Origin of the sequence: Mesorhizobium sp. M0522, assembly GCF_040321085.1 — a bacterium.
Lineage (GTDB): Bacteria > Pseudomonadota > Alphaproteobacteria > Rhizobiales > Rhizobiaceae > Mesorhizobium.
Map to the genome: position 1 here is coordinate 92,997 of NZ_JAMYQW010000019.1, position 22,265 is coordinate 115,261.

The following is a 22,265-nucleotide window of genomic DNA, read 5'->3' on the forward strand; positions in this document are numbered from 1 at the left end:
GGCTCGCCTGTTCTCGGAACGGGTGTCACGGCACCGGTTTGGTCGAAGGTGAGATGACCCAAGCCTACCAGTTCATCGTAAGCGCGAATTTCCCCGCACCTTTTGCTGTTGAGTGCTCTGATGCATGAGGTGTCCACCAAAATAGGTGGACACCTTGTGATGGAAGAAGATGAGCAGAAACTGCGGGTGAGGCTTGTCGGTCGGGATGGGCGACGCCGATACGACCCGGCATCGAAGGACCGTCTTGTCTCGGCCTGTCTTGAGCCTGGCGTGTCGGTATCGAGGCTTGCGCTCGAACATGGGGTCAATGCGAACCTTCTTCGGAAGTGGATAAAGAAGCGGGCGGAGACCCAGTCCGTCCCACAGCCCCCACCATCGGCGTTCATCCCGGTTCAGATTGAAAGCACTTCCGATCGGGCCTTGCTGCGACAGAGCAGCATGGCTGCGGTGGATTTGCCGGGGACTTGCGATGGGGCACGTAGGTCGGCACCGAAAAGGACGGCGCCTTTTTCCTCTCCAGCCAAGGTGAGCGCGTCGCTGCCGAACGGCGTGAAGTTGACGCTGGAATGCGGTGATGTGGATGCGTTGACGGCGACCATCGGAGCACTGGGTCATGTTCAGACTGGGCGCTGACCTGAAAGTCTACCTGCACCGCGAGCCGATCGACTTCCGGGCCGGCATCAACAGCCTTGCGGTTCTGGTCCAAGAGACGATGGCGCTCGATCCGTTTGCTCCGGCGGTTTTTGCGTTCTGCAATCGCCGTCGCGACCGGATGAAGCTCCTGTTCTTCGATCGGTCGGGCTTTGTGCTGGTCCTGAAGCGGCTGACCGAGGACAAGTTCCGGTGGCCGCGCGGGGAGGCAGCGGTGGTCACGCTTACGACCGAGCAATTGCACTGGATCCTCGACGGCATCGACATCGATGCGATGGTCCGCCATCCGGTGCGGCAATATCAGGTTGCGGGTTGAGGGCTCTCGAATTGAGCGGTTGACGCGGCGGCATGCTTTCGATTCAAGAATCTGATGAATCGACCCGGCGAACCGACTGTTGAAGCGTTGATGGCGCGTATTGCTGCGCTGCAGGCGCAGAACCGTCAACTCACCGAACGCGTCGTCAAACTCGAGGAAGAGCTGGCGCTTGCACGACTGCATCGTTTTGCGCCGCGCAGTGAAAAGCACATTGACCGCCTCTTCAATGAAGCCGAACAGGCCGCGGATGAGGACGCCGCCGACAACGAAGATGGCGGCGTCGTTGTCCTGCCGGACACGGGCTTGCCGGCGAGCGAAGGGGCGACGGGAAAGAAGCGCGGCCGCAAGGCCTTGCCGGAAAACCTGCCGCGCGAGCGCGTCGAGTATGACCTTCCCGACGATCAGAAGGCTTGTCCTTGCTGCCGTCACCAGATGCATCGCATGGGCGAGGCCGTTACCGAGCAACTTCATATCGAGGTGAAGGCGAAGGTCCTGCAGAATGTGCGGTTCAAATATGCTTGCCGTCATTGCGACCGTACCGGCATCAACACGCCGGTCGTGACCGCGCCGATGCCCGCGCAACCCTTGCCGGGCAGCATCGCCACGGCCTCGACGCTGGCCTTCGCGCTCGTTCACAAATACGTCGACGGCACACCGCTCTACCGCCTGGCGCAGGCCTTCGAGCGCGCGGGCGTTCCTGTCAGCCGTGGCGCTCTGGGTCACTGGGTGATCGGCTCGAGCGAAAAGCATCTCGCCCGCATCTATGACGTGCTGAAGCTGCGGCTCAGATCGCAGCCCCTCATCCATGGCGACGAGACGACGGTCCAGGTGCTGAAGGAAATGGACAGAGAGGCCACCAGCACCTCGTACATGTGGGCATACCGGAGCGGCCACGACAGTGACGAGCCGATCGTGCTGCTCGATTATCAGCCGGGTCGCGGCCAGATACACCCGCAGACCTTCTTGGGCGATTACCGCGGCATCGTGATGAGTGACGGTTATTCCGCCTGGCGCACGCTGGAAGGAGCAACGCATCTTGGCTGCATGGCCCATTCCAGGCGGCGCTTCGTCGATGCCCTAAAGGCGAGGAAGAAAGGCGGCGGCCCGCCGGAACAGGCACTCCGGTTCTTCGAACAGCTCTATCGGGTTGAAAGGCAGGCGCGGAACGAAATCCCCGATGACGGCGAAACGCGAGATCACTGCATTCGCCACTTCCGCCAGCAACATAGTGTCCCGATCCTCCATGCTCTCAAGGCATGGCTCGACGACATCGCCCCAAAAGTCTTGCCGGACAGCAAGCTCGGCGACGCCGTCTCCTACACCCTGAACCAATGGGGATATCTAACTCGTTACACCGAGGACGGCAGCATGCCGATCGACAACAATCTTCTCGAGCGTGACATCAGAATCTTTGCCACTGGCCGGAAAAGTTGGCTGTTCAGCGATACCGTCGACGGAGCCAGGGCCAGCGCCGTCATCTACAGCCTGATGTTGACCTGCCGCGCCTGTGGCGTCGAGCCGTTAGCGTGGCTGCGCCACGTCCTCACCGAATTGCCCCAACGCAACGAGGACGCTGATATCTACGATCTGCTGCCCTTCAACTTCGCCAAAGCAACAGCAGCCTGATCAGACCAGATACCGTTCCCGATTCGAAGGCCATCCGTCGAAAGCGCCCGCGTCAAGGTGCAGCGAAAATAGCGCTTACAGTTCATCGGCGGCCATCAGTGGACGATCCCCATCTTCCTACTCCGGTACCATGCAGGGGTGGAAAGCTCATCTTCGATCTGGCTCGCGATCCGGCTCGCGTTCGTGAGGTTCCCTGCGCCACCGGTCGCCGGGCTGAAGCGTCAGGATATCGGCGAAGACGCGGCATCCTTGAGCGTCCAGCTTGGGCGCGAGCCAAAGAGTAAATTCGGATCGCATCAATGTTACGATCGCAAGCGGTGACACTCGGTCCGCAGGCCCAACTTTGATCAATCGCGGCCGGGCGCCAATCTTTCACCGCAGGTCCCCGAGCGCGCGCATGCAGTGCCTCCCAGCATTTGTCGGCCGGCGAGCAACGAATTTGCCCTGCAGTGGATGACATTTAGCTGGCCAATCTGCTTGCGGTGATCGATGCGGGGGCAGCATTGTTGGGGTTTGCACGAAATCCGCGTCGCACTGAGCCGGCATCAGCCGCCCCGATCTCGCCAAGCAACAAGGACAGGCCGCACCCAACCCAAGGCCACCGAAGCGGCACGGACGTTCAGTCGATGTTTACCATTCGCTATTATCTTTCGCGAAGCGGCAAGGTTCTGAGTACCGCGCAAGTCAAAGGGCCTGCTCCAGACAATGGGGCGGGCCTTTTTGCGTCACTTAGGAGAACGGACCCCAACGAATTGCCGGTTACCTGAAAAATGGGCCCCAGGCTGTGAAACGTCGAACGTGGCCGGGTTGTTGGTGCATCCGCAATCGGTTGGAAGGCAGGCCCCATTCTCGCGATACTCTGCCAGCGTCAGGGCTGGGCCAGGGGTAGGTTAGGGCGTCACGACCCGCAACATGGCGGCTTCATAGACGAACGAAACACGATTTCGTCCATGTTGTTTCGCTTCAAAAAGGCACCGTCCGGCAGTGCGAAGGACGTCCTGAGCATCTGCATTGGAGAGATTTCCGCGCCTCCAATGCTGACAGTCACTTTCACGCCATGAGAGCGCGTTTAATTAAGTTGGGGTCAATTCGTGGCAGCAGGGTTCGTGCTATGAAGAAGGGACCGGTTCCCAACCGCGGCAAGGCACTTGCCTTCAAGAACTGCAGGCACTGCGCGGCGGGTCTCGTGTATTGTCGCGTCGACTGACCAGTGCGCTTGATGCGCATGGTGGATGCGGTGGGTTCACCTGGGTGACCGCGAAACCCAATCGATGTTTCCTGGTCCAGGGAACCAAAACCTTTAACCGGTGCGAAGAAAAGGCATGACGTCGGCGCGAAAAAACAGCCGGACGGTCACTCCCTCCGCCAGGTGCCGTTGATTTCATTGAACCTTTTGTCGGTATCTTCTTGCGGCCCCAATTTCGGCCCTAACGGACAGACTCGTCAGTGAGTCGTGGGGCTCGGGAACAGGAACTTGTCCCTTCCTTGAGAATCCACCGGGCGCGGGCGAGATGAGTTTCCCAGGCTCGGTGCGCCCGCTTCGGTTCCTTCTCGGGATCGATATGCAGCACAGTCCTGGCAACCACGCGCCAATCCTCGTCGTCATAGGCGGCGTCCAGCAGCCACATATACATGGCGACGCGTTTATTGTCGTATGGGGTGAGGTAGGGCTCGCTTGGCGCTTCGTCCGCGACCTCGGGATCCGGAAGCGGGCTGACCACTACGCCGCCTTCTTCGGGTCGCCGATGACGCGCGCCGGCAGATACGCTGGAGCCGGGGGCGGCAGCAAAAAATTGTTGTCAGCTGCAGTGCTCATGGGCGCAATATACATTGCGAATAGTGCCCATTCAACGCTGCGATCAAGATGGACGCGGAACGAGTCTTGCATGGCGCTCAACACGGCGAAGACCAAAGAAAACCGCGTGCGCTCCCTCGGCCATATCAATCGATTTTATCCGACGTGTCACATCCGCGTGATCTAGCGACACCTAATGAAAGCGGCTAAGGGGGACTGTGGTTTGGGGAAAAATTCTTATGAACAGCCAAAAAGACGCAGAGCGTATCCGTGCCGAAATGTCGATCGCACAGGCGATTTACGACGCCATTTGCGAGATGAACGGATCTTCGTACAGGCAAGACAAAGTACCTTTGCGGTGGGATACTTCGTCAGGCACACCGTTGAGCCTGATGAGTATTGACGGCTTTTTCGAATTGCGGGAACTGGCCCGGCGGATAGCGTCGAAGATCGACACGCCTGCGCTCATCAGTCTCAAAAGCCACACCGCGCAGCCGTCGAAAAAGATTGACTTCCACTAGGGTAGATTTGCCATCGCCGTGAAAAGGTTGCTCGAGATCACGTCGAGGATGGCATCCACCTGGCCCGTGGCGCGGTTGTCGCGCTGGTCGACGCCATCCGCGCCTGCGAGGTCGGTGACGCTTGCGCCGGCCCAAGCACGCGCGCATTCTGCCCCGAACCAAAAACTGGGGAGGGCCGAATGTTCGAAATCGGAAGAGATTACCGCATCACCATGATTGTAGCGGTTCCGGGCGACTGGAGCGACGAAACTGGCGTCTGGACGGTCGCGGAAGTTGATGGGACGCTAGTGAAACTCACCAATCCCTACACCCCGGACACGATCATTAACACGGCGTCATGGCATTTCGTCCGCGCCGAGATTGTCTAGGCGCAACTTAGAAGTTGTCGAACAGCCCCGCCGCCATCATGCCGCCGATCAGGTCCTGTCCAAGATTGTTGGGGTGAGTTCCGTCTCCAGGACCCATCCAATGAACGTAGTTGAACTGGTTGATGATGCAGCGGCGGTACAGATCGACCACTGGCACCTGTTTAGGGCGCAGACCTCAAGCATGGCGTTGGCGTAGTCGATCAGCTGGCTTCCGGCTCCTCCCGCAGTGCCGTCCAGCGTCCGCCATATCGGCGTCGTGAAGATGAGCTTCAGGTTCGGCCGGGCGGTCATGATCGTCTGGATGCCGTAGTTGATGGCTCCCTTGAAGGTCGCCCCCGTTATGTCCGCATTGGTGCCGATGGGGCACGTCGGGCCGGCGCCGGTGAAGTCGTTGGTGCCGAACGAGGGGATCAGGTAATCCAGCAGGCTGTAATCCACCGATGCCATGCGCGCTGCAATCGCTGGAAAGGTGCCTCCGATGACCGTTGCTGCGGCTATCTGTTGGGAAAAATCACCGGAGGCAATGGCATCGGCCAGCCGGTAAAACGAGAACTTGTCATAGTTCGCAGCATGGTTGGCCATGCGGGTACCGCCGCCGCCGCAGTTGGTGATCGTCATGCCGGTGCGCTGGGCAATCTTGGCGGTCGGCGTGATGCCCGGCCAGATGACACTTTCGATGATGCTATCGCCGAAGTGCGCACCGATCTTGCCGGCGAACTGCGAGGCCGGCACGGAGGCAACGTCCTTGGCCAGTTTGTCAACCGGCCATGGTTATCGATCAGCCGGCCCGGTGCCTTCTGGATGGCCCAGCCGAGAAGGTAGGCATCCGCGGCCAAGGCCCCTGTCGGAAGGATGCGGAGCTGGTGATTAAGGCCGTAGGTAACGTCGTTCTGGGTGACCACGATGGGCAGCGAAATATACGTCAGGCCATTGACCGTTTTGGTTATCTGAGCGGTCTGGGTCACCCCGGACGACACCGGAATGTAGTGGATGAACTGGATGGACTGGGCACTCCCCGCCATGAAGGCGAAGATACACCAGACAGTTTCTCCCACCGTCAACCCTGCTTCGGCTACGGGCGTCTTGATGTCGTGCAGCGTGGCCGGCCGGCAGCTTGATGGCCTTGGTGCCGAAGGGCGAGCCGGCCGGCGCGTTGACCAGAACAGGAGGAAACCCGCCAGCCGATGCTCCGATCAGGGGGTTGCCAGCATAGTCGTTGGTGACGCCGCTGGCCGCAATGCGGAAGAACGGGTCGATGTTAAGCTTCGGGTGCGCATCCTCCGCCACCATGGCCGCAGATTGGAGAGCCCCGCCGATGTAGGTCAGGCGTGACTTGGCCTTCTGGACAGCCCAGCCGAGCACGAACAGGCCATTCGCACCGACGCCGGCAGCGATGTTGAGCCGAACCAGCAGGCTCGTGCCAAACGTGACATCGTTCTGGGTCGGCGTGACGGTCAGCCCAACGCTCATGTAGCCAGCCCGCCCGCCACTGCCGGGTTGACCGTGTTGCTCTCGTTGTGCGCCACCCCGGATGACACCGCGATGCTGCCGATGATCTGAAGGCTTTGTGCGGCGATCAGATCAACGATGATTTCAACGGGTTCACCAACCCGCAGGCCGAGGTCGGCAGCGGACACTTTGAGGTCCAAAAGCGTCGCCCCGACCGACAGAGACAAGGCCGGCGTGGCAAATGGCGACAGGGCCGGGGCGGCGACGAAGGAGGTTGTGCCGGCAGCCGGAACACCAGCCAGCGCGTTGCCGGCGAGGTCTGACGTATAGCCCAGATAGGCCATTCGGAAGAATGGATCGGTGTTGAGCTTCTGGGTGCCGGCGAGGACCGACGTTGTTCCAGGCACAGGCGCGGCAAGGTACTGCGGTCGCACGTCGCCCTTGGCCGCCGCGACCGCCAGCAGCTCGACGGACCCTACCGTGCTAAAGGCCCGAAGCTCGACAGCGACAGTAGCTGCCGGGATAACGCCAGAGGCATAAAGGTCCCTGAAGCCGGCAGCGCCAGCGGTGTAGAGGGCGATGGAGCCGGTGCTTGCGCCAGCCGCGTTGAGGGAAGCGCGTTGGAACCCCGATGGAAGGTCATGAAAACACCTCGCGGAAAGGCTCTAATTTGAGGGCCAAGCGTGATCGTTGATGCGAGGGAGAACCGAACACAACGTTGTCGATCTCCCCTTTCTTGAGCAGCCGATCCATTGCCTTTTTTAGAGCAGCCTTTGAGAAGCCGGCGGCGTCGGCATCCGACGCAAATATGGAGGGCGCATTAGTTGGGCCTGGCGATGCCGAAACATTGCGATCTTGGCTCGCGTAGGTCGACAGGATCTTCAAGAACACCGCCTCGGCTCGTGCCTCCGCTGATATTCGGTCGATTCCGCCTGCGCCGTGTTCGGGGACGAAGCGCCCCGATTTCCAGCGAAGTAGGATGTCGCCGCCTATTGGTCCATAGTTCGCTTTCATTGAACGCAGCCGACGCAAATCCACGTCCGGCTCCATCCCGTCATCGGCTTTCACTCGCTCAAGATAGAGCCGGGATCGAACGCTGTTGTTCCAGGCCGTCGAGCCGGACGTGCCGCTTCCGGCCGTCATCCCCGCCACCGAAGGGTGTGAAAGCAGGACAACCGCCGCTCTGGTAGTCATCGCGAGACCACGCAACATGCCTACAAACTGGCGGACCTGGGCGCGGTCGTTTTCATTGCCGGCATAGAGATCAGCCGACGTGTCGAGCACAATCAAGGCCGACATCAATGCACAGGCTTTGGCCGCCAGGGCGTCAAACAGCGCGGTGGCGCGGATGGCATTACCCTTTGTCATCGGACTGGCAAGAACGGCGTCTAGGCCGGCTAACGGTGCGATGGTCAGCTTCCGCAAATCAGCAACAGAGAAATCCCGCCCCGCGCATATTGCAACGAGGCGTCGGTGGATTTCATCAATGTCGTCTTCCGCCGATAGATAAAGCGCATGGCCCTCTTCCAGCATATTGCCGATCCAGTCGGTGCCTGTGGCCGTCGACACTCCCAATTGGAGCGCCAGCAAGCTCTTTCCGGTGCCGCCATCGCCAGAGAACAAGGTGACGGTGGCTGCCGGGATAAGTTCGGGAACAAGAAATTTCCGTGCTGGCGGGTCAGTGGCGGCTAGGTTGCTCGCGTTGATCGTCTTGAGTTGGGCCGCACCGCTGGCGGCGCGGCGAGAAGCGGGCTCCTCCTTCAATGGAGGCTTGTCCGACGAGTAGTCGTCGGGGGCCGGGCGATGGCCGTCCATCACAACTCACCACGTCCCGCCGCCTTAAGCGCGGCGTACAGCGCGCGGGCGAAACGGAGGCGCATCTTTCCCGGACCATGGCCCCGGATGTACTGTGCGAGCGCCTGTCGCCGCGCGGCGCACGTCCGCTGCGGCTCGGGCAGGTCCGAGCCCTCCGTGATAATACAAATGCGCTCTTCCAGAACCTTCGAACGCACAAGCGCAGTAAAAGCCGCGTCGCTGTTAGAGCGGCGCCAGCGCGTTGTACGACGATAGGCCGCCAAGCTCCGAAATTCGGAAACATCGGCCGCCAGATTGGCGTAGTTGACCGGCTCACGCTCCGCCGTTTCAAGCGCGATCTTGCAAAACGTCGCCAGATCGGCCGTAGGGGCCTTCATTTCGAAAACGATGTCGTCGGGCAGAACGTCTAGAATAGGCACGACGCGGCCTAGGGCCGGTTTGCGGCGTCCACCGTGAAATGGCGGAAAACCGTCGCTGCATTCCGGGACTCTCAAGGGATCGGCACTCAGCCCAGTAAAATGCAGTCGCCTACATAGGCTGCATTTTGTGATCCCGGTGATGTGAAGGCCGCCGCCTCGGAGAACTTCGACGGCCGTGGGCCAAGCGTAGGTAGTCGGAATACTCGGCTCGATGTTGGCGGCCTGGGAGCACCGAATCGCTTCAACTTGGTCTTCGGACAGACCCACGCCAGAGGCGATGAGCCGGTGTAGTCCACCGGGCGGATTGATGTCGGGTGTTTGCGTTTTGCAAACGCTTTGGACGTCGCCAGCGACTTGCTCGCCGGGCGCAATTTGAGTATGAACTGTCATCGGTTATCTGCCTGATTATGAGAATGCGAAGCCCTGCCGGCCATGGCAGGGCTTTTCGCGTTTTAGGCAGATTTGCGAAGGTGGGACGGCAAGGGACCCGGTTCGGCGGGAACCAAAGGAAGGGCGTCCATGTACCGATCAAAATCGTCTCTAAGTACAACGGGCCTGCCGCCAAACTTGCGGAACTGTAGCGCACCGCGAGCGCGCATGTTGTAGATGGTTGCCCGGCTCACGCCGGTGAGGTGCATTAGGTCTTTGATCGTGTAGAAATTCTTGGTCAATTCCATGTCCGTAATCCTCAATAGATTTTGTACCGGACTGACAAAATATACATATTTTTGGATGGTGAACTCCGCGATGCTGCGAAAAGGCGGGCGTCATCGACAAGCTCGGGTCTGCAGGTGCGACTCCCTCTAAGCAGTTGCATTTGTGGAGAAAGGCACGACGTTTCCTGACTTCTCGGCCGAAACATAGGTGGCCCGGGCGTCCATCAGTTTACGCCGCTTGTCCAGCGCATCCGAACGCCGGTAAGCCAATTCGGTAGAATCACCGACACGATGCGCAAGCGCCTGTTCCATGATCTCGCGCGCGAAATATGTTTCATTTCCAGCCCAGTCACGAAACGAAGATCGGAAGCCGTGCACCGTTGCGGACGGGTCCAATCCGCGCAAGCACATTGCGAGCGCCATCACTGACAATGGCCGATCTGACATAGCGCCCGGAAATACAAACGCCGCCGCTCTAGCAGCCCCTTCAGGCGCGATCTCTGCCATCCTCCGCAGCACTTCCATTGCGGCCTCTGAAAGCGGTACGCGGTGCTCCCTGCCCGCCTTCATTCGTTCCGCAGGAATCGTCCAAATCTTAGCGACCGCGTCGACCTCTCGCCAAGTGGCGCCCCTGACCTCGCCAGTTCGCGCCACGGTCAAGATCAGAAACGAGAGCGCATCGGCCGATATGCTGTCGAGGCTTCCAACGGATTGGAAAAAAGCGGGCACCGCCGAGTAAGGCATCGCGGCGTGGTGACCGCGCTGTAGTTTTGGCCTTGCCGGCAGCAACAGGGCCAAATGACCGCGAAGGCGGGCAGGGTTTTCGCCTTCCCTGTGTCCGCTGGCCTTGGCCGATCAAGAACACGTTCGATCCGGCCGCGGATTCGGCCGGCGGTTTCGCCTTTTGACAACCAGATAGGTTGAAGGACGCCGAGGACATCGGCGTGGCGATTTGATCGACGGGCATCTTCCGTATTGCTCGGCAATAAGTGTCACCCAAGGTCATTTTCCATTGCGCGACGTGCTTCGCATTGCGAAACCCGCCCTTAATCTGGTCGATCAGGCTATCGGCGAATTCCCCAAAAAGAGGTGTAGCGCCGGGGGAAGGGTTTGCGGCCTGAAGCTCCTTGGTGCGTTTCAGACGAAGTGGATCGCCGCCAGCACTTAAGACCGCCCTCGCCTCGTTTGCCGCCTCCCGCGCCCGCGCCAATGTGACATCGCGAGCGCTCCCAAGCCCCATCTCTTTGAGCTTCCCCTCGCGCCGATAAAGGAAAATCCAGCGGCGTCGCCCATCACCTGACACATTCAGATAGAGCCCGCCGCCGTCGCCGTGCCGGCCTGGTTTGTCGATTGCCGCCACGCTACGCGCGGAAAGTTTGTGCAGAGATCTGGACACGTTGCCACCATTCGACTGTCCGGTCCCTTCCATCCATCCTGGCTATGGCGGGATGCTGGCAATTAATGCCGGAAGGCGATGAGTATGGAATTGCAACATAGAGGATTTTAAGAATTATGACGGTGGTCTGCCTTTACCTTGACGGCAATCGACTCATCTGCTTGGCCGACTCGCGAATAACCGGCGATGAGCGTCAAATCTTTTCGGACAATGTTTCCAAGATAATGATTCTTCCTGTTGTGGTGACGCGATGGGGGAACAATATGCAGCCGGTAGTCGCGAGTCAGCTACGTTTTGGTTTTACCTATGCCGGTTCCACGTTGCTCGCATTTTCCGCATATGCGGCTCTCTCATCGGCCTGTCAAACATTGGCGAGCACCAACCCAAAGGGCCCACCATCTCTTGAAGAGATTGCTGGTTTCCTCAGAGTTGTTGTGACCAAAATTTCCAATTAAATCCGGAGCTCTCATAACAATCAAGGCATCTATGGCCGCGGCGAAGTCGTCCTCTTCGGACGTTGCCCTAAGCTGCGTACCTTTGCGGTGTATGGCCTCATTGTACAGGAAGATCCTGCTGATATCGCGGTGGAGAAAGTTGAGTTGAAGGACCACATCACGTCCCTCGGGCAGCCCAAAGAGCTAGCGCGTAGAACAGCAAAAGGACAGCATGCTTGGGATGCAATCGTCAGCCTGATAGATGACGCGACTGTACCCAGCATAGGCGGACGATTGCAGTGCTGTGAAGTGGACATGAAGGGGCACGTTCGGCTGGTTCCGATTCTAACTCCTGTCGATCCCCAAACCAGATCCGCATCCCTGAGCGTTGGTGGGTTCGAGCTCGAAGGGAACGGGGGGATCGGCCTCACTGCGATCGGCTATCATGCGAGAGCGGCACGCCGATGAGCTGATACAGTCAATTTGCTGAAGGCCTCCGTCGGGGAGCCTCACCAGCGCGCGTTTCGGCTCGCCGCTGTCTGACAACGGGAAGCGCCCCCGCGCGTCCTGGCGGGCGCTTGTGCCAGCGGTGCGATGGTGATTTGCTGCGCGCCTCTATGCGAACGCTCGACCGCAAATGTCGGCGCGTCATCTCCGTCGCCGGCCTGGAGAAATTCGACGACGGCAGAAAGAAGTCCCTCGGCCAGGATTCTATTCAGCCAGTTCCAATCGCACCGCTGTCGGTCTCTAGTTCAAGCAGTCCGTTCAACGGGTCGGCCGATAGCAGCGTCGTGTCGGCGGCGAGCAGGTTAGGCTCCTCAACATCCGCCGGTCATTACCGTTTCTTCTTCGGAGTGATTTCCTCGATCCGGGCGCCCTCGCCGATCTCTTTTAGCATAGCCTCTGCTTTGGCCTTGTCCTTCGTGGTCAGCACAGTGCGCCAGTACGGCTTCTCGAAAACGCTAACGATGTACGTCGTCGCAGGCTTGTCGTTTATCGCCCGTCCAGCCAATTTGCTATGCGGCTAATGTAGATCCAAGCACAAAAGCTCGCCCATTCGTTCGCATGTTTCGCTTCGAATTGACTTGAGCGCATGTATTCGTCAGCCGGCCAGTCCACCATTTTCTCGCCGGTTAGGCCCGGTGGCCGAGCCCCACGACGCGGGCCGCTGTGTCATAGTTCGCAACATGGAGGAAAGCGGTGCCCAGACCCCAACGCGCTGCCTGTGATAATCCAGAGGGCTATGACGGCCTTTTGGAAACCCGAATTGAAGTGGTAGAAGTCCACGGCGAGTGGTCGGTGCACGTAGTCGAGGAAGACGAAGAACGCATCTACGCATTCGTGCTGGAATCCTTCGCCCTAGCCTTCGCGGAGGGCCAGAGGATGCGCCTGAAACTCGCTGATATTGTGCGGCCTTAGCGCTGCGTTTGGGTGCCGTCCTTTGCCTCGCTGTAGGTGTTCTACCTACCCGACATCGGCGCCGCATGCGGCCGCTCGTAGTCGGCCGGCCTGCCGTTCAGCAGATTGATCGCCCGCTTTATATCTCCGTGCAGCCGGTCGATCACGTCCCAAGGCTCATGAAATGGCTTGAGCGACAACTGCGCGTCGCGGAGTTCTACCGTCAGAAGCCACGCCTGTCGTTCAATTTTGGCGAGGTGATATTCGGAAACGGCTTCGTGTCGGCGAGGGTGCGGCATCCCGCAGAATAGGAATATATTCCGCATGCCGTCAAGGCACATAGACTTCGTCCTGCCCTCAGCGCCTGCTCGCCGCGGGCATTTTGGGGGAAGCATGAATCAAGTTATGTGCATTTGTAGCCATCAGCGTTTTGTCGGGCTGCGCTACTCGCCCAGCCGACATCAAGCCCACGCTGGTTTCGTCCAGCGTATACGCGGCAAGTCCTGCAGCCAGTTGGAAGCCGAACTTTACCGAACGAGTTCCGACCTGGCGCCGATAATGGCCGTACAACACAGAACCGCCCGCCATGACGTGGACGGCGTGTTTTGGCTTGGCTTGCCGGTTGGCAGCATGATGGACAACACAGACATCAAGGCACGTGAAGCCAAGAGCCGAGCTGAAGGGCAACATGGACGCGATCAACGCAGCCCGACGAAAGGGCGGCTGTGTTGCCGGCACTCTGTAAGCCGTTCCAACGTTAAAATTGTCGGCTTGCTTCCCGCCCTCGCGACTGCGGAGTGGTCGTTTAATCGATTGACTCGCGTAATGCACCGGCAGTTAATCTCCCCGCCAGGGCAAAAAGAGGGGCTATGAAACTGGGAGCAAACGATGACTGTCCAAAAAGAAGACTATCGAACCAACAGAGCCGACTACGCCATAGCTGCGATGCATAGCCGAGCGACCGCTGAGGGCGATCGTGACGATTTGGTGGCGAGGAAAAAGTCCCTGTGGGTAACAGATCGGCGATCTGCAAAATTCGCTGCGAACACGTCCGAAAGCTCGCCAGAACCCAAGGCAAAACCGCGCGGTAAGTGAATCGGACGCCAGCCACTTTCTTACCGCCGCGTACTTCGTTCGCATGGTTCGATTATATTAGAGTTATCTAAAATACCAACCAGCCAGTCGAGCATTCCCTAAAGGCTCGCCGGTCAGGCCCAGCGGCCGCCCCCTAACCCAAGCTGCTGGGCCGCCCGCTAAGGAAGTGCGTTGTATCACTGATACGGTCGTCGGTGACCCCCTCCGTACCGCGGCCGTGATCGCAACCACGTCACCGATGCCAACGCCCCGCATCGTACCACTCAAACGAATGGCAATTTTCTGTCTGGATGCGTTTAGTATCCATTCTCGGGAGACCCACGCATGGGTGTCGCGTGGGAGACAAGTGACTCCCCTTTAAAGGCATCGAGATGCTACGAGCGCCGAAAAGTCAGTTCCTTAGTGTCCGTTCCAAAAAGAGTTGAGTGATTTCAGCAGGTTGTGATTCCGTCGGATTTGCAAGATTCGATGGAGATCACGATGGCCTGGACTGAAATCACCCGTGCGCATTATGAGCGGCGTTGCGCCCGCTACGCAAGCGATCTGACCGATGCAGAGTGGGTGCTGATTGCGCCAATGATGCCGTCGGCGAGCCGCATCGGCCGGCCGCGCAAGACAGACCTGCGCGAGGTCGTGAACGCACTTCTTTACCTCGCCTCGTCGGGCGGCGCGTGGCGATTGCTGCCGAAAGACTTCCCACCCTTTTCAACGGTGCAGAAGTACTTCTATCGCTGGCGTGAGGCGGGCTTGTTGCGGACCATCAGCAACAGCCTCGTCATGGCGGCGCGCGAGGCTGAGGGTCGGGAAGCGAGCCCGACGGCGGGCGTGATCGACAGCCAATCGGTCAAGACCACGGAAAGCGGCGGAATTCGTGGCTTCGACGCGGGAAAGAAGATCAACGGGCGCAAGCGTCACATCGTTGTCGACACCATCGGCCTGATGGTCGGTCTCGTCGTCCACGCCGCTGATATCCAGGACCGGGACGGCGCACCGGCTGCCCTCAAGACCATTCTCGAACGCTGGCCGTGGCTGCGACACGTCTTCGCCGACGGCGGATATGCCGGACCGAAGCTTAAGGGCGCGATGCAAAAGATCGGCACGTTCACCCTGGAGATCGTCAAGCGGACGGATAAAGCCAAAGGCTTTGAGGTCCTGCCGCGCCGCTGGGTCGTGGAGCGCACATTCGCATGGCTGGGGCGATGCCGCAGGCTGGCCAAGGACTGGGAGAAATCCCTCGCTTCCGCAGAAGCCTGGATATACGTCGCTCACATTCGCCTGCTCACCCGCAGGCTCGCAAGAAGTTGATATCAAAACACTCTTTTTGATTCAGGCTCTTAGACCTAAAGATCGGGCGATTTGCCAGCGGGTTGTCGACCAGATAACCGCCGACGCTAAATGGTACAGCACTTCGATAGACGGTCAGATTCTGGCCTCGACCACGCTGAATCTCTTTCAATCAGGGGTCGTAAACGAAACGAATTTGCTGGCACATGTTCGCGCGCGGCGCCACGACTTCACTAAACTGACAGGCTAGCTCCACCCGGGCGGAAACAGCGCGTTTCAGCAAATCGTGAATTGACCTGCATCCATGGAAGCCGGTTGGCGGCACGGCGAGGTGATGCGGTCGCTCCGTCGCCTGATCGCCGCCGACAACATGACGCAGAAGGAAAACGCCAAGGTCGAGGCGCAGCTCGCCATCGCGCGCGCGATGATACGTGCGGGCCGGCGATCACCAGACCGGCGCCAGACGGCGGCGCACTGGCGCTTGGCGGCGTCATCGTGGTGAATTTGAGACGCTGATTCAGCTGCTCCCCGCAAGCTGATTTGCGATCGAGACAACTTTACCCGCTGGCGAAACGGACCCTCAATATGCTGCCGCTAGGTTAGTCCCAGCTAAATGAAGGGGGCTTCCATGCGGGTGACCGAACGATTTTGGCGTTCAGAACGCGGCAACCTCGCCGTGGTGTTTGCGTTGGTCTTGCCGGTCGTGCTTTTGGGCGTCGGAGTGGCGATAGACTTTGCGCGCGTGAGCCGAACTGCCCAACAGTTGCAGGAGGGAGCCGACTCCACGGCCCTTCAGTTGGCCGTGGCAAGCGCGAACAGCAGCGATATGAGGTCGGAGCAGCGTCAGGAGAACGTTGATACTTTCGCCAGCCCCACCTTTGTGGCCACGCGAAGTCCCTATAGTGGTGACGCCCACCAGACGGTTGGATCAACCAATCCCACAATCGTGACGGTTGTATTGCACCAACCGCAGGAATTGGCCTTCTCGGCAATCCTTGGCGTCGTTAAACTTGATATTAGCCGAAGCGCAACCGCGATTGCCTATCCGCGATACCCAGTCTGTCTTCTCGTGTTAGATCGGTCCGCCTCGAACGCATGGTCGAATTCGGGGTCTTCATCGATAAATGGCCAGAAATGCGTTGCGCAGGTGAATTCAAGATCGGGGTCCGCACTAGCCACGAATGGCGCATCGTCCATCAGGACATTGGTCACGTCAGTCGTCGGCCCCTCCGGGCCGTCTGCCGGCTTCAACCCTCAACCGCTTTTTAATCAGAAAGAGCTGGCAGATCCCATTATCTCCCGACTGGTCTGGCCAACAGACAATGTCTGCACCTACAATAACCTGGTGATCAAAAACGCCACCGCAAATCTCATTCCCGGCACTTTTTGTGGAGGGCTCACTCTATCGGTCGGAGCGGTGGTCAATCTTGCCGCGGGAACGTATGTCATCAGGACGGGAGGGCTTTCGCTCTCCTCCGGCGCGGTTCTCGATGCAGCTGACGGTACCACCATCGTTCTACTCGACGATCAGGCCACCACCACAATGCAGGCCGGCGCCAAGCTACGCCTGACGGCGCCGACCAGCGGCCCGTGGGTGGGGATCGCGCTAGCTCAAAAACCCCAAGGCGTGGAGAGAACCTCGACGCTCATTGGCGGTGGCGATACAGATCTAGGCGGTATAGTCTATCTGCCGTCACAAAAGCTTTTTCTTACAGGGGGCGGTGCATTGTCGACCGACAGTAAGCCTCGCATCTTTGTGGTCAACCGGATCGAGATGAACGGCAATGGCTCGATTTATCTTGCTGGCGCAAGTGACTTATTGACAACGAATTCTGCAACGAGACTGATGAAATGAACTTGGCTGTAGCCAGCGCAGTGTTGTGAGACAGACTACATTTGAGGTTCGCTTGCTTCCGTGTTGGACGGATCGAGCGACTGACCCGCGGCCCCAATTGAGGTGCGCCCCTCAGCCTCGCTCGATCATGGGGACCTAAGTCTGACCTGGCTGCGCAATGGTCGGTGCATATGCGGCGTCGGGAACAACCGTGGCCCATTCACAGTGGATAGCGCCATCTGCGGGAGGAGAAATCGGCGCAAGAAAAGTCCCTTCATTGCGCTGAAAAGGCCCGCCGGCCATTCCTGGACTGTCCTTGCGGGTGGTCTTTGTCATGGGTGGTCATCCCAATTCGAGAAACCGGCCAGGCCGGGTAGTCCGTTTCCGCAATGCGCGGGACGGGTAGTCAGTCGTCATCCTTTAAATCTTCGGCTTCGTCCTTGAGCTTCTGCCAGTCAGCGCCGTGCTTCCGCAATAATGTGCGCGCCTGTTTGGCCGATAGGTCCGTGACTTCGGTAAGGTGCTCTACCTCAAGTTCTGCGCCCTTCTTAACGCGGCTATCGTCGCTCTTTTTCTTCACGGCCATATCTCCGCGCTCCTCGCCCATCGATCAGAGGCAACGAGCGCTAGTGAGCATTGTTCCGGACCTGTGGAACTATCTGCCCGCCGCATTGGTTTCTCCATTGAAAGGAGGACGATCATGCTAAAATTTTTACTTGGCCTTGGCGCGCTCATGCGGTGTTCCAAATCGGCCGAGACTTACAACGACAATCCTCCTAAGTCCCGCTTCAAGATGACCTGGTTTGACGACATTGCTGATAGCCGCCCTAAGAACTTTCTCATCAAGGGCGTCTCTCTCTCGATGTAAATAATCCCGGCCGTGTCGGCGTCACATTCTGGAATGTTGTCGACCACAACGCACCAGCGGAGGGCCTCACTGATATCTGCAGGTTCGTTGTCGGATCGCGGCTGTAACAGTTCGCGCTTGAACGTGTAGTGGTCCCAGGCCACGTCTTCCGGCGCAACCATGATCGATCCGCCTGTCCTGGCCATATTGCCGTAGTGAAAACTGGCCAGCCTCTCTGCGTCGCCATTGTTGATAAGGTCGAGGAACGTTTCTGCTTCAGTGTGGGTGCGGTCATTCGGCGTCGGCTCCATGAGCGCGGCAACAGCGGCGCTGGCAATTTCGGCAACAAGAGAACGAGAAAACGTGACGACGCGCCCACCATGAGCGTTCGGCGCGAAAACGGCGAAGCCGCCATCGGGTCGCTTGGACACCTTCAGATTATAGATTTTCACGGCATCATCCAGTGCTACGTCGACGCGCGCAATGACGTTGCCGCAGCCTGGCGGCTCCGGTCGGGCATCAAGGATTTTCAAGGGGAGCGGTCCAGTCTTGGAGTGCCGCCGTTGGTCGGCGGTGTTTTTTGAAGAAACGCGCGGCCCGTCAGTGTGCTCACTCTCGAGTGATGCGCATTGCTGTCATTTCAATCAATTCGCCAAGGAAGCGGATGCTGACTAAGTCCTGCGCTTCTCGATCTTTGTCTGTTCGGTCGATGGGCCACTCCTCTTGCAGTAGGTGCAAGCCGGTTGCGAACTTTTCCCTATTGAAGTCCGGAACATCCTCTATCAAGCGGATCAGAAGATGCTGCAGGAACGCCTTCTCGGTAGCCTTCCAAAGCATAAACATTTCGCAACAGTTTCGGCATTGTGGCTCATGCTGCCGCGCTCGCGGCGATACGCTTATCAATCCACTCTTCGACCTCGGCACGCATATATGCACTACGTCGTTCGGATAGCGAAACGGGCTTCGGGAACCCCCCGGCTTCGGCCATCAAAATCAATAGTGTACGAGAAAGAGACGTGGCTGCCGCCGCGTCTTTTGGTGCGATCAGGCGCGGTCGGTTGTCGTTTGCTGTCATCGGAATCCCCATTGCAACCCGGCGCAAAAAGAGCGTGCGGAAAATCCAACGTGCGAAGGGGCACGTTCAAAATCTGAATCTTTAGAGAGGGATTCGGGTCGCCGTTAACTTAGGCGAGGTAAGCCAAGGTGAAGAACAATATGCGTTTTCGCCTGTAATGTCAATATGGTCAACGGGCTTTATTTTCACAATACTGTGCCAGTCTACCATCAAGCCGCGTCTTTTTTGCGACGCGGTGCCACTGTATGCGGCTTCGGTCTTGTCCTTGAGCACATGAGCCAAGGCCGCCTCGGCTACATCGCGCGGGTAATCGGTCTATCGCCAGCCCAATCACGGAACGATGAGCGCAGACCATGCAAGGTCGCATCGCCCGCACCAGCGGCCCTAAGCGCCTTCGTCATCGCTGTGTCGCTGATTGGCCTTCCGTCGCGTCCACCTTCGAACACCAGATCGCTGGTCGACTGCTGCTGTGTAGCGCGGAGGATTGTCACGGCGCGCTCGGAAAGCGGAACCTCATGGTCGCGCGCAGCCTTCATCTTTGCGGCGGGTACCGTCCACAAGGCCGCATCAAGGTCGATCTCCGGCCACACTGCGCCGCGAACCTCACCGGAACGCGCTGCGGTCAATGCGGCGAACTCCACAGCCCTAGCTGACACGCCAGCGGCGGCTCGTAGGCGCTTGATGATGGCAGGCAGTTCCTTGTAGCCGACTGCTGCGTGATGGCCGCGCGTGAGCTTCTGTCGAGCCGGAAGCATATCCTTCAGGCCTCTCCGCCAGTCGGCAGGGTTGTCGCCGACATAAAAGCCGCCTCGCCTTCGCGTGATCCATTTACTGCTGCAATGCACATGCGGAGGCGGTCAGCAGTCTCTGGTATCTTCTCCCAGATCGGCTTCAGCGTCTCGACCACGTCGTCGCGCGCGATCTCGGCGATCGGCCTCTTGTGCAGCGGCTTGGCATATTCACGCAACGTCATCGACCACTGCGCCTTGTGCTTCCCATTGCGGAAAGACTTCTCCTTCACCGCTATCACGTCGTCCATAACGTCCGCGAATATCTTTCGGGCGGATAGTTCGTCACCGCGCGCCAGCCGTTGTCGAACCGGCTCAGCCTTCTCCCGCGCAGGGCAAGCGAAACCGGCGCCGTGCCAAAGCCGTACCCACCGAGGCCAAGCTCGGTTCTTTTGCCTGCCCGCTTATAGATAAAGAACCACTGCCGCGACCCCTCTTTCCCGACGCGCAGGAACAGGCCGTCTCCATCCGAATGGATGCCTACTGGAAGGGTTCGAATCCGTGTTTCGGAAAGCTTGTGCTTGGCCATATCGATTCCTCTTGCCATAACCTTGATATGGAAAATAGGGAAAATACGGCAAATAGCAATGTCAACACATAAACAATTTCAATATGTTACGGAAACAGGCGGGGACTCCCGACTTTGTGCATCCCGTCGCTACGAGGGACTGAAACATGCCGCCGCGGATCGCATTTCTCATCGCTGTCGCCTGGGGATCTCTTCTACTATCCGCACACTTCCTTGAATGGGACCGTCAGTGCGAAGGTCAGCGTCCAGTTGGAGTCTTTCGGGAAACTTTGCTCCGCGCGTTCGGGATGCGCCGGCTTTGACCACTCGTCGAACGGCGACGTCTGCAGGCTGTTCGCAAGCGTTGGCGGCGCTGAGGAAAGCCAGGGGCAAACTGCCGGTGCCCGCAGTCTCGTCGCTGGCTACCATCCGCCGATCAATCAACCGCTCCTCCACAGCCGGCCGAATCAGCGGCGGAGCAGCAGGCCGTAGCCGTAACCCCACCGCCCGCAACGTTCAGGCGCTTCCTCAACAGGGACCTCAAAAGCACAGCCACCGAGACCAGGCGCTGCGTCCTCTTCGACCAACCGGGCGAATATTCAAGCAGCCGGGGAACTGACAGCGGCGCAAAACGCCAAGATTCATCGGAAAGCGAGCCGGGAACGTGTCTCGCTTGACGATCGGACGACCCGCTGTTTATTAGCTTTTTCATCGGCTTCTTTCTTTGCGTCGGAATTTGTCCTGCCTGCATGGGTGGCTTTTCATATTGGCGGTTCGGGGTTGGTTGGCCTCGTGTTGCTGTCGTCCAGCGTGGCGGGTCTGGTGCTCGCACCGGTCGCCGGCCATCTGGTCGATCGTCATGATCGAGCAAAGAACTGAGGTCTTTCAATTTGAACCTAATTCCCGCAGCCCCGACCGTCAGACCGCTCTTGTCGCGGACGCCGTAACCACATCTGACAAGCGGAGCGTGTCGCCGCCTGTTCGCCCTCATCCGGCGAACAATTCCTTGTAACCAGTCGTCACGATCCAGTTCGCCCGATCGAGATGGCTTCGCACGGTTTTCCGGGCGCGCTCCGGCTCTTGCACCGGATCGATGCCGAGGATGACCTGCGCCATCTCCTCATAGCTCGCATTGTCAGCGGATGCATCCAAGAACCTCAGATAGGTCGTGAAGTGCTGGCGGTCGTAGGTGGTCAGGCTGTCAGACCAGGGCACTTCTTCTTTAAGACCTGGTTTAACGTCTGGATATTTCATCATGATATTGGGCTCCGGAAGTAAGTGATCGAAGAGCGATTGTTTCTTTTCGACAGCCTAACCAAGCGGATGGGAAACATCGTAGCTAAGACAACATCGCGATCATGACCCGCAAGCGCCCGCTCGAGGCGATATGCGCATCTTCTGAGCGGTTCAACCCAGGTTAAGAATGAATTGCAAAAAGCTCAAGACCGTCCGGCTGCACATCGGTTTCAGGCGGACTGCTCGGCCATCAATTTCACATTCCCAAAGAAAGGATGACGAAACAGAAACCGCCCCGGTTTCGAGATCACTGACAAGTTCGACCCAAAGCTTACGACCGAGACGCGCGTTGCAGCAGGCTGCCGTCATGCCTGAATATGGGCCAAGCACCGCGGCACGGTCGCCAACAAAGGTGTCGAGCAGCATGGACACGGACTTGCAATAACCGAGATGGATCGCATCGCGATTGGTTGGCCTTCCCGCGACAGCGGAACGCCTGATAGAGAAAAGGGCCATGATATCCATGATGCGTTGACTTCGCGAGCCGCGGAATATCGACGTCGACACTTCATGGGCGTCGCGAAACATCTTCGGCGCTTGCGTTTTGCAATTCACATGAAGTGGATCGGGATCCCAAAAACCAAGCTCCGCCCCAGTCAAGAGGCAGCCGACACTGAGCAACAACACGCGCACGACGGCGGATGCAGCGCTATGATCCTCGGTGCCGACGAGCATCGCGATAGTCCTGCCGGGC

General features: G+C 58.8%; 30 protein-coding genes and 1 pseudogene. 11 read left to right on the forward strand and 20 right to left on the reverse strand.

What is annotated here, in order from left to right:
• Positions 1–159: 159 nt before the first annotated feature.
• The 3 genes from tnpA to tnpC are packed head-to-tail and all read left to right on the forward strand — an operon-like array spanning position 160 to position 2,593.
• A complete protein-coding gene (gene tnpA, locus NKI58_RS20375; protein WP_031212619.1) occupies positions 160–633 on the forward strand; it encodes an IS66-like element accessory protein TnpA in 474 nt (157 codons plus the stop codon).
• Positions 614–967 carry an IS66 family insertion sequence element accessory protein TnpB gene (tnpB, locus tag NKI58_RS20380; protein WP_023679592.1) on the forward strand — a complete coding sequence of 118 codons (354 nt, stop codon included), beginning with the start codon at positions 614–616 and terminating at the stop codon, positions 965–967. The genes tnpA and tnpB overlap by 20 nt, the downstream gene beginning before the upstream one ends.
• A 54-nt stretch (positions 968–1,021) precedes the next feature.
• Positions 1,022–2,593: an IS66 family transposase gene (gene tnpC / locus NKI58_RS20385; RefSeq protein WP_023679593.1), complete on the forward strand. Its 1,572-nt coding sequence runs from the start codon at positions 1,022–1,024 to the stop codon at positions 2,591–2,593.
• A gap of 1,427 nt (positions 2,594–4,020) precedes the next feature.
• Here tnpC and NKI58_RS20390 read toward each other — a convergent pair.
• On the reverse strand, positions 4,021–4,314 hold the full coding sequence (locus NKI58_RS20390; protein ID WP_352853673.1) for a DUF2285 domain-containing protein: 294 nt from the start codon (positions 4,312–4,314) through the stop codon (positions 4,021–4,023).
• Positions 4,315–4,627: 313 nt separating this feature from the next.
• Between NKI58_RS20390 and NKI58_RS20395 the strand changes: the two genes are divergently transcribed.
• Both NKI58_RS20395 and NKI58_RS20400 read left to right on the forward strand, forming a co-directional pair.
• The gene (locus NKI58_RS20395; protein WP_023722439.1) at positions 4,628–4,909 is read left to right on the forward strand and encodes a hypothetical protein; all 282 of its coding nucleotides are present in this window, start codon (positions 4,628–4,630) and stop codon (positions 4,907–4,909) included.
• Positions 4,910–5,088: 179 nt separating this feature from the next.
• Positions 5,089–5,277: a hypothetical protein gene (locus tag NKI58_RS20400; RefSeq protein WP_023722438.1), complete on the forward strand. Its 189-nt coding sequence runs from the start codon at positions 5,089–5,091 to the stop codon at positions 5,275–5,277.
• A gap of 48 nt (positions 5,278–5,325) precedes the next feature.
• On the opposite strand, the gene NKI58_RS20405 is transcribed toward NKI58_RS20400, so the two are convergent.
• The 8 genes and pseudogenes from NKI58_RS20405 to NKI58_RS20440 form a co-directional block, all read right to left on the reverse strand.
• Positions 5,326–6,009: a hypothetical protein gene (locus tag NKI58_RS20405; RefSeq protein ID WP_352853674.1), complete on the reverse strand. Its 684-nt coding sequence runs from the start codon at positions 6,007–6,009 to the stop codon at positions 5,326–5,328.
• A 135-nt stretch (positions 6,010–6,144) separates the two neighbouring features.
• Positions 6,145–6,747 carry a hypothetical protein gene (locus NKI58_RS20410; RefSeq protein WP_352853676.1) on the reverse strand — a complete coding sequence of 201 codons (603 nt, stop codon included), beginning with the start codon at positions 6,745–6,747 and terminating at the stop codon, positions 6,145–6,147.
• A complete protein-coding gene (locus tag NKI58_RS20415; protein WP_352853677.1) occupies positions 6,744–7,070 on the reverse strand; it encodes a hypothetical protein in 327 nt (108 codons plus the stop codon). The genes NKI58_RS20410 and NKI58_RS20415 overlap by 4 nt, the downstream gene beginning before the upstream one ends.
• Positions 7,071–7,365: 295 nt before the next feature.
• The gene (locus NKI58_RS20420) at positions 7,366–8,541 is read right to left on the reverse strand and encodes an AAA family ATPase (protein WP_352853678.1); all 1,176 of its coding nucleotides are present in this window, start codon (positions 8,539–8,541) and stop codon (positions 7,366–7,368) included.
• Positions 8,541–9,350, reverse strand: a complete 810-nt coding sequence (locus tag NKI58_RS20425) for a hypothetical protein (RefSeq protein WP_352853679.1) — start codon at positions 9,348–9,350, stop codon at positions 8,541–8,543. The genes NKI58_RS20420 and NKI58_RS20425 overlap by 1 nt, the downstream gene beginning before the upstream one ends.
• A gap of 62 nt (positions 9,351–9,412) precedes the next feature.
• Positions 9,413–9,637, reverse strand: a complete 225-nt coding sequence (locus NKI58_RS20430) for a helix-turn-helix domain-containing protein (protein ID WP_352853680.1) — start codon at positions 9,635–9,637, stop codon at positions 9,413–9,415.
• Positions 9,638–9,763: 126 nt separating this feature from the next.
• Positions 9,764–10,414, reverse strand: coding sequence for a tyrosine-type recombinase/integrase (locus tag NKI58_RS20435; protein WP_352853681.1), 651 nt, complete (start codon positions 10,412–10,414; stop codon positions 9,764–9,766).
• A gap of 391 nt (positions 10,415–10,805) precedes the next feature.
• A pseudogene (locus NKI58_RS20440) lies at positions 10,806–11,045 on the reverse strand (Arm DNA-binding domain-containing protein); the annotation flags it as partial.
• Positions 11,046–11,128: 83 nt separating this feature from the next.
• Between NKI58_RS20440 and NKI58_RS20445 the strand changes: the two are divergent.
• From NKI58_RS20445 to NKI58_RS20455, 3 genes are all read left to right on the forward strand, one after another.
• On the forward strand, positions 11,129–11,467 hold the full coding sequence (locus NKI58_RS20445; RefSeq protein ID WP_352853683.1) for a hypothetical protein: 339 nt from the start codon (positions 11,129–11,131) through the stop codon (positions 11,465–11,467).
• 596 nt (positions 11,468–12,063) lie between these two features.
• Positions 12,064–12,474 carry a hypothetical protein gene (locus NKI58_RS20450; RefSeq protein ID WP_352853684.1) on the forward strand — a complete coding sequence of 137 codons (411 nt, stop codon included), beginning with the start codon at positions 12,064–12,066 and terminating at the stop codon, positions 12,472–12,474.
• Between the two features lie 172 nt (positions 12,475–12,646).
• Complete coding sequence (locus NKI58_RS20455) at positions 12,647–12,865, forward strand: hypothetical protein (protein WP_352579351.1); 219 nt, start codon at positions 12,647–12,649, stop codon at positions 12,863–12,865.
• A 336-nt stretch (positions 12,866–13,201) separates the two neighbouring features.
• On the opposite strand, the gene NKI58_RS20460 is transcribed toward NKI58_RS20455, so the two are convergent.
• Positions 13,202–13,534, reverse strand: coding sequence for a hypothetical protein (locus NKI58_RS20460; protein WP_352853686.1), 333 nt, complete (start codon positions 13,532–13,534; stop codon positions 13,202–13,204).
• Between the two features lie 885 nt (positions 13,535–14,419).
• Here NKI58_RS20460 and NKI58_RS20465 point away from each other — a divergent pair.
• The 3 genes from NKI58_RS20465 to NKI58_RS20475 all read left to right on the forward strand — a co-directional run bounded on the left by NKI58_RS20465 (position 14,420) and on the right by NKI58_RS20475 (position 17,078).
• Positions 14,420–15,244, forward strand: coding sequence for an IS5 family transposase (locus tag NKI58_RS20465; RefSeq protein ID WP_352458936.1), 825 nt, complete (start codon positions 14,420–14,422; stop codon positions 15,242–15,244).
• A 283-nt stretch (positions 15,245–15,527) separates the two neighbouring features.
• Positions 15,528–15,725 (forward strand): hypothetical protein, encoded by a 198-nt coding sequence (locus NKI58_RS20470; protein ID WP_352853688.1) that lies wholly within the window; start codon positions 15,528–15,530, stop codon positions 15,723–15,725.
• A gap of 126 nt (positions 15,726–15,851) precedes the next feature.
• A complete protein-coding gene (locus tag NKI58_RS20475) occupies positions 15,852–17,078 on the forward strand; it encodes a pilus assembly protein TadG-related protein (protein WP_352853690.1) in 1,227 nt (408 codons plus the stop codon).
• A gap of 135 nt (positions 17,079–17,213) precedes the next feature.
• Here the strand turns inward: NKI58_RS20475 and NKI58_RS20480 are convergent, their stop codons facing one another.
• The 10 genes from NKI58_RS20480 to NKI58_RS20525 form a co-directional block, all read right to left on the reverse strand.
• Positions 17,214–17,393: a hypothetical protein gene (locus tag NKI58_RS20480; RefSeq protein WP_352853692.1), complete on the reverse strand. Its 180-nt coding sequence runs from the start codon at positions 17,391–17,393 to the stop codon at positions 17,214–17,216.
• Between the two features lie 70 nt (positions 17,394–17,463).
• Positions 17,464–17,643 carry a hypothetical protein gene (locus tag NKI58_RS20485; protein ID WP_031195317.1) on the reverse strand — a complete coding sequence of 60 codons (180 nt, stop codon included), beginning with the start codon at positions 17,641–17,643 and terminating at the stop codon, positions 17,464–17,466.
• A gap of 173 nt (positions 17,644–17,816) precedes the next feature.
• Positions 17,817–18,437 carry a hypothetical protein gene (locus NKI58_RS20490; RefSeq protein ID WP_352853693.1) on the reverse strand — a complete coding sequence of 207 codons (621 nt, stop codon included), beginning with the start codon at positions 18,435–18,437 and terminating at the stop codon, positions 17,817–17,819.
• A 76-nt stretch (positions 18,438–18,513) separates the two neighbouring features.
• The gene (locus NKI58_RS20495) at positions 18,514–18,741 is read right to left on the reverse strand and encodes a hypothetical protein (RefSeq protein ID WP_352853695.1); all 228 of its coding nucleotides are present in this window, start codon (positions 18,739–18,741) and stop codon (positions 18,514–18,516) included.
• Positions 18,742–18,772: 31 nt separating this feature from the next.
• Positions 18,773–18,979: a helix-turn-helix transcriptional regulator gene (locus NKI58_RS20500; protein ID WP_352853696.1), complete on the reverse strand. Its 207-nt coding sequence runs from the start codon at positions 18,977–18,979 to the stop codon at positions 18,773–18,775.
• Positions 18,980–19,272: 293 nt separating this feature from the next.
• On the reverse strand, positions 19,273–19,734 hold the full coding sequence (locus NKI58_RS20505) for a tyrosine-type recombinase/integrase (protein ID WP_352853698.1): 462 nt from the start codon (positions 19,732–19,734) through the stop codon (positions 19,273–19,275).
• 5 nt (positions 19,735–19,739) lie between these two features.
• The gene (locus NKI58_RS20510; RefSeq protein ID WP_352853700.1) at positions 19,740–20,018 is read right to left on the reverse strand and encodes a phage integrase central domain-containing protein; all 279 of its coding nucleotides are present in this window, start codon (positions 20,016–20,018) and stop codon (positions 19,740–19,742) included.
• The gene (locus tag NKI58_RS20515) at positions 20,006–20,296 is read right to left on the reverse strand and encodes an Arm DNA-binding domain-containing protein (protein WP_352853702.1); all 291 of its coding nucleotides are present in this window, start codon (positions 20,294–20,296) and stop codon (positions 20,006–20,008) included. Before NKI58_RS20515 ends, NKI58_RS20510 begins: the two co-directional genes overlap by 13 nt.
• A gap of 966 nt (positions 20,297–21,262) precedes the next feature.
• The gene (locus NKI58_RS20520; RefSeq protein ID WP_352853717.1) at positions 21,263–21,529 is read right to left on the reverse strand and encodes a DNA -binding domain-containing protein; all 267 of its coding nucleotides are present in this window, start codon (positions 21,527–21,529) and stop codon (positions 21,263–21,265) included.
• A 153-nt stretch (positions 21,530–21,682) separates the two neighbouring features.
• Positions 21,683–22,246, reverse strand: coding sequence for a hypothetical protein (locus tag NKI58_RS20525; protein WP_352853704.1), 564 nt, complete (start codon positions 22,244–22,246; stop codon positions 21,683–21,685).
• Positions 22,247–22,265: the final 19 nt, after the last annotated feature.

Bases quoted from the DNA above. Each gene is read 5' to 3' on its own strand.
- tnpA (WP_031212619.1), top strand. From the start codon at position 160: ATGGAAGAAGATGAGCAGAAACTGCGGGTGAGGCTTGTCGGTCGGGAT.
- tnpB (WP_023679592.1), top strand. From the start codon at position 614: ATGTTCAGACTGGGCGCTGACCTGAAAGTCTACCTGCACCGCGAGCCG.
- tnpC (WP_023679593.1), top strand. From the start codon at position 1,022: ATGAATCGACCCGGCGAACCGACTGTTGAAGCGTTGATGGCGCGTATT.
- NKI58_RS20395 (WP_023722439.1), top strand. From the start codon at position 4,628: ATGAACAGCCAAAAAGACGCAGAGCGTATCCGTGCCGAAATGTCGATC.
- NKI58_RS20400 (WP_023722438.1), top strand. From the start codon at position 5,089: ATGTTCGAAATCGGAAGAGATTACCGCATCACCATGATTGTAGCGGTT.
- NKI58_RS20410 (WP_352853676.1), bottom strand. From the start codon at position 6,747: ATGAGCGTTGGGCTGACCGTCACGCCGACCCAGAACGATGTCACGTTT.
- NKI58_RS20415 (WP_352853677.1), bottom strand. From the start codon at position 7,070: ATGGCCTATCTGGGCTATACGTCAGACCTCGCCGGCAACGCGCTGGCT.
- NKI58_RS20420 (WP_352853678.1), bottom strand. From the start codon at position 8,541: ATGGACGGCCATCGCCCGGCCCCCGACGACTACTCGTCGGACAAGCCT.
- NKI58_RS20425 (WP_352853679.1), bottom strand. From the start codon at position 9,350: ATGACAGTTCATACTCAAATTGCGCCCGGCGAGCAAGTCGCTGGCGAC.
- NKI58_RS20430 (WP_352853680.1), bottom strand. From the start codon at position 9,637: ATGGAATTGACCAAGAATTTCTACACGATCAAAGACCTAATGCACCTC.
- NKI58_RS20445 (WP_352853683.1), top strand. From the start codon at position 11,129: ATGACGGTGGTCTGCCTTTACCTTGACGGCAATCGACTCATCTGCTTG.
- NKI58_RS20450 (WP_352853684.1), top strand. From the start codon at position 12,064: ATGCGAACGCTCGACCGCAAATGTCGGCGCGTCATCTCCGTCGCCGGC.
- NKI58_RS20460 (WP_352853686.1), bottom strand. From the start codon at position 13,534: ATGTTGCCCTTCAGCTCGGCTCTTGGCTTCACGTGCCTTGATGTCTGT.
- NKI58_RS20465 (WP_352458936.1), top strand. From the start codon at position 14,420: ATGGCCTGGACTGAAATCACCCGTGCGCATTATGAGCGGCGTTGCGCC.
- NKI58_RS20470 (WP_352853688.1), top strand. From the start codon at position 15,528: ATGGAAGCCGGTTGGCGGCACGGCGAGGTGATGCGGTCGCTCCGTCGC.
- NKI58_RS20475 (WP_352853690.1), top strand. From the start codon at position 15,852: ATGCGGGTGACCGAACGATTTTGGCGTTCAGAACGCGGCAACCTCGCC.
- NKI58_RS20480 (WP_352853692.1), bottom strand. From the start codon at position 17,393: ATGACAAAGACCACCCGCAAGGACAGTCCAGGAATGGCCGGCGGGCCT.
- NKI58_RS20485 (WP_031195317.1), bottom strand. From the start codon at position 17,643: ATGGCCGTGAAGAAAAAGAGCGACGATAGCCGCGTTAAGAAGGGCGCA.
- NKI58_RS20495 (WP_352853695.1), bottom strand. From the start codon at position 18,741: ATGCTTTGGAAGGCTACCGAGAAGGCGTTCCTGCAGCATCTTCTGATC.
- NKI58_RS20500 (WP_352853696.1), bottom strand. From the start codon at position 18,979: ATGACAGCAAACGACAACCGACCGCGCCTGATCGCACCAAAAGACGCG.
- NKI58_RS20505 (WP_352853698.1), bottom strand. From the start codon at position 19,734: ATGCTTCCGGCTCGACAGAAGCTCACGCGCGGCCATCACGCAGCAGTC.
- NKI58_RS20510 (WP_352853700.1), bottom strand. From the start codon at position 20,018: ATGGACGACGTGATAGCGGTGAAGGAGAAGTCTTTCCGCAATGGGAAG.
- NKI58_RS20515 (WP_352853702.1), bottom strand. From the start codon at position 20,296: ATGGCCAAGCACAAGCTTTCCGAAACACGGATTCGAACCCTTCCAGTA.
- NKI58_RS20520 (WP_352853717.1), bottom strand. From the start codon at position 21,529: ATGAAATATCCAGACGTTAAACCAGGTCTTAAAGAAGAAGTGCCCTGG.
- NKI58_RS20525 (WP_352853704.1), bottom strand. From the start codon at position 22,246: ATGCTCGTCGGCACCGAGGATCATAGCGCTGCATCCGCCGTCGTGCGC.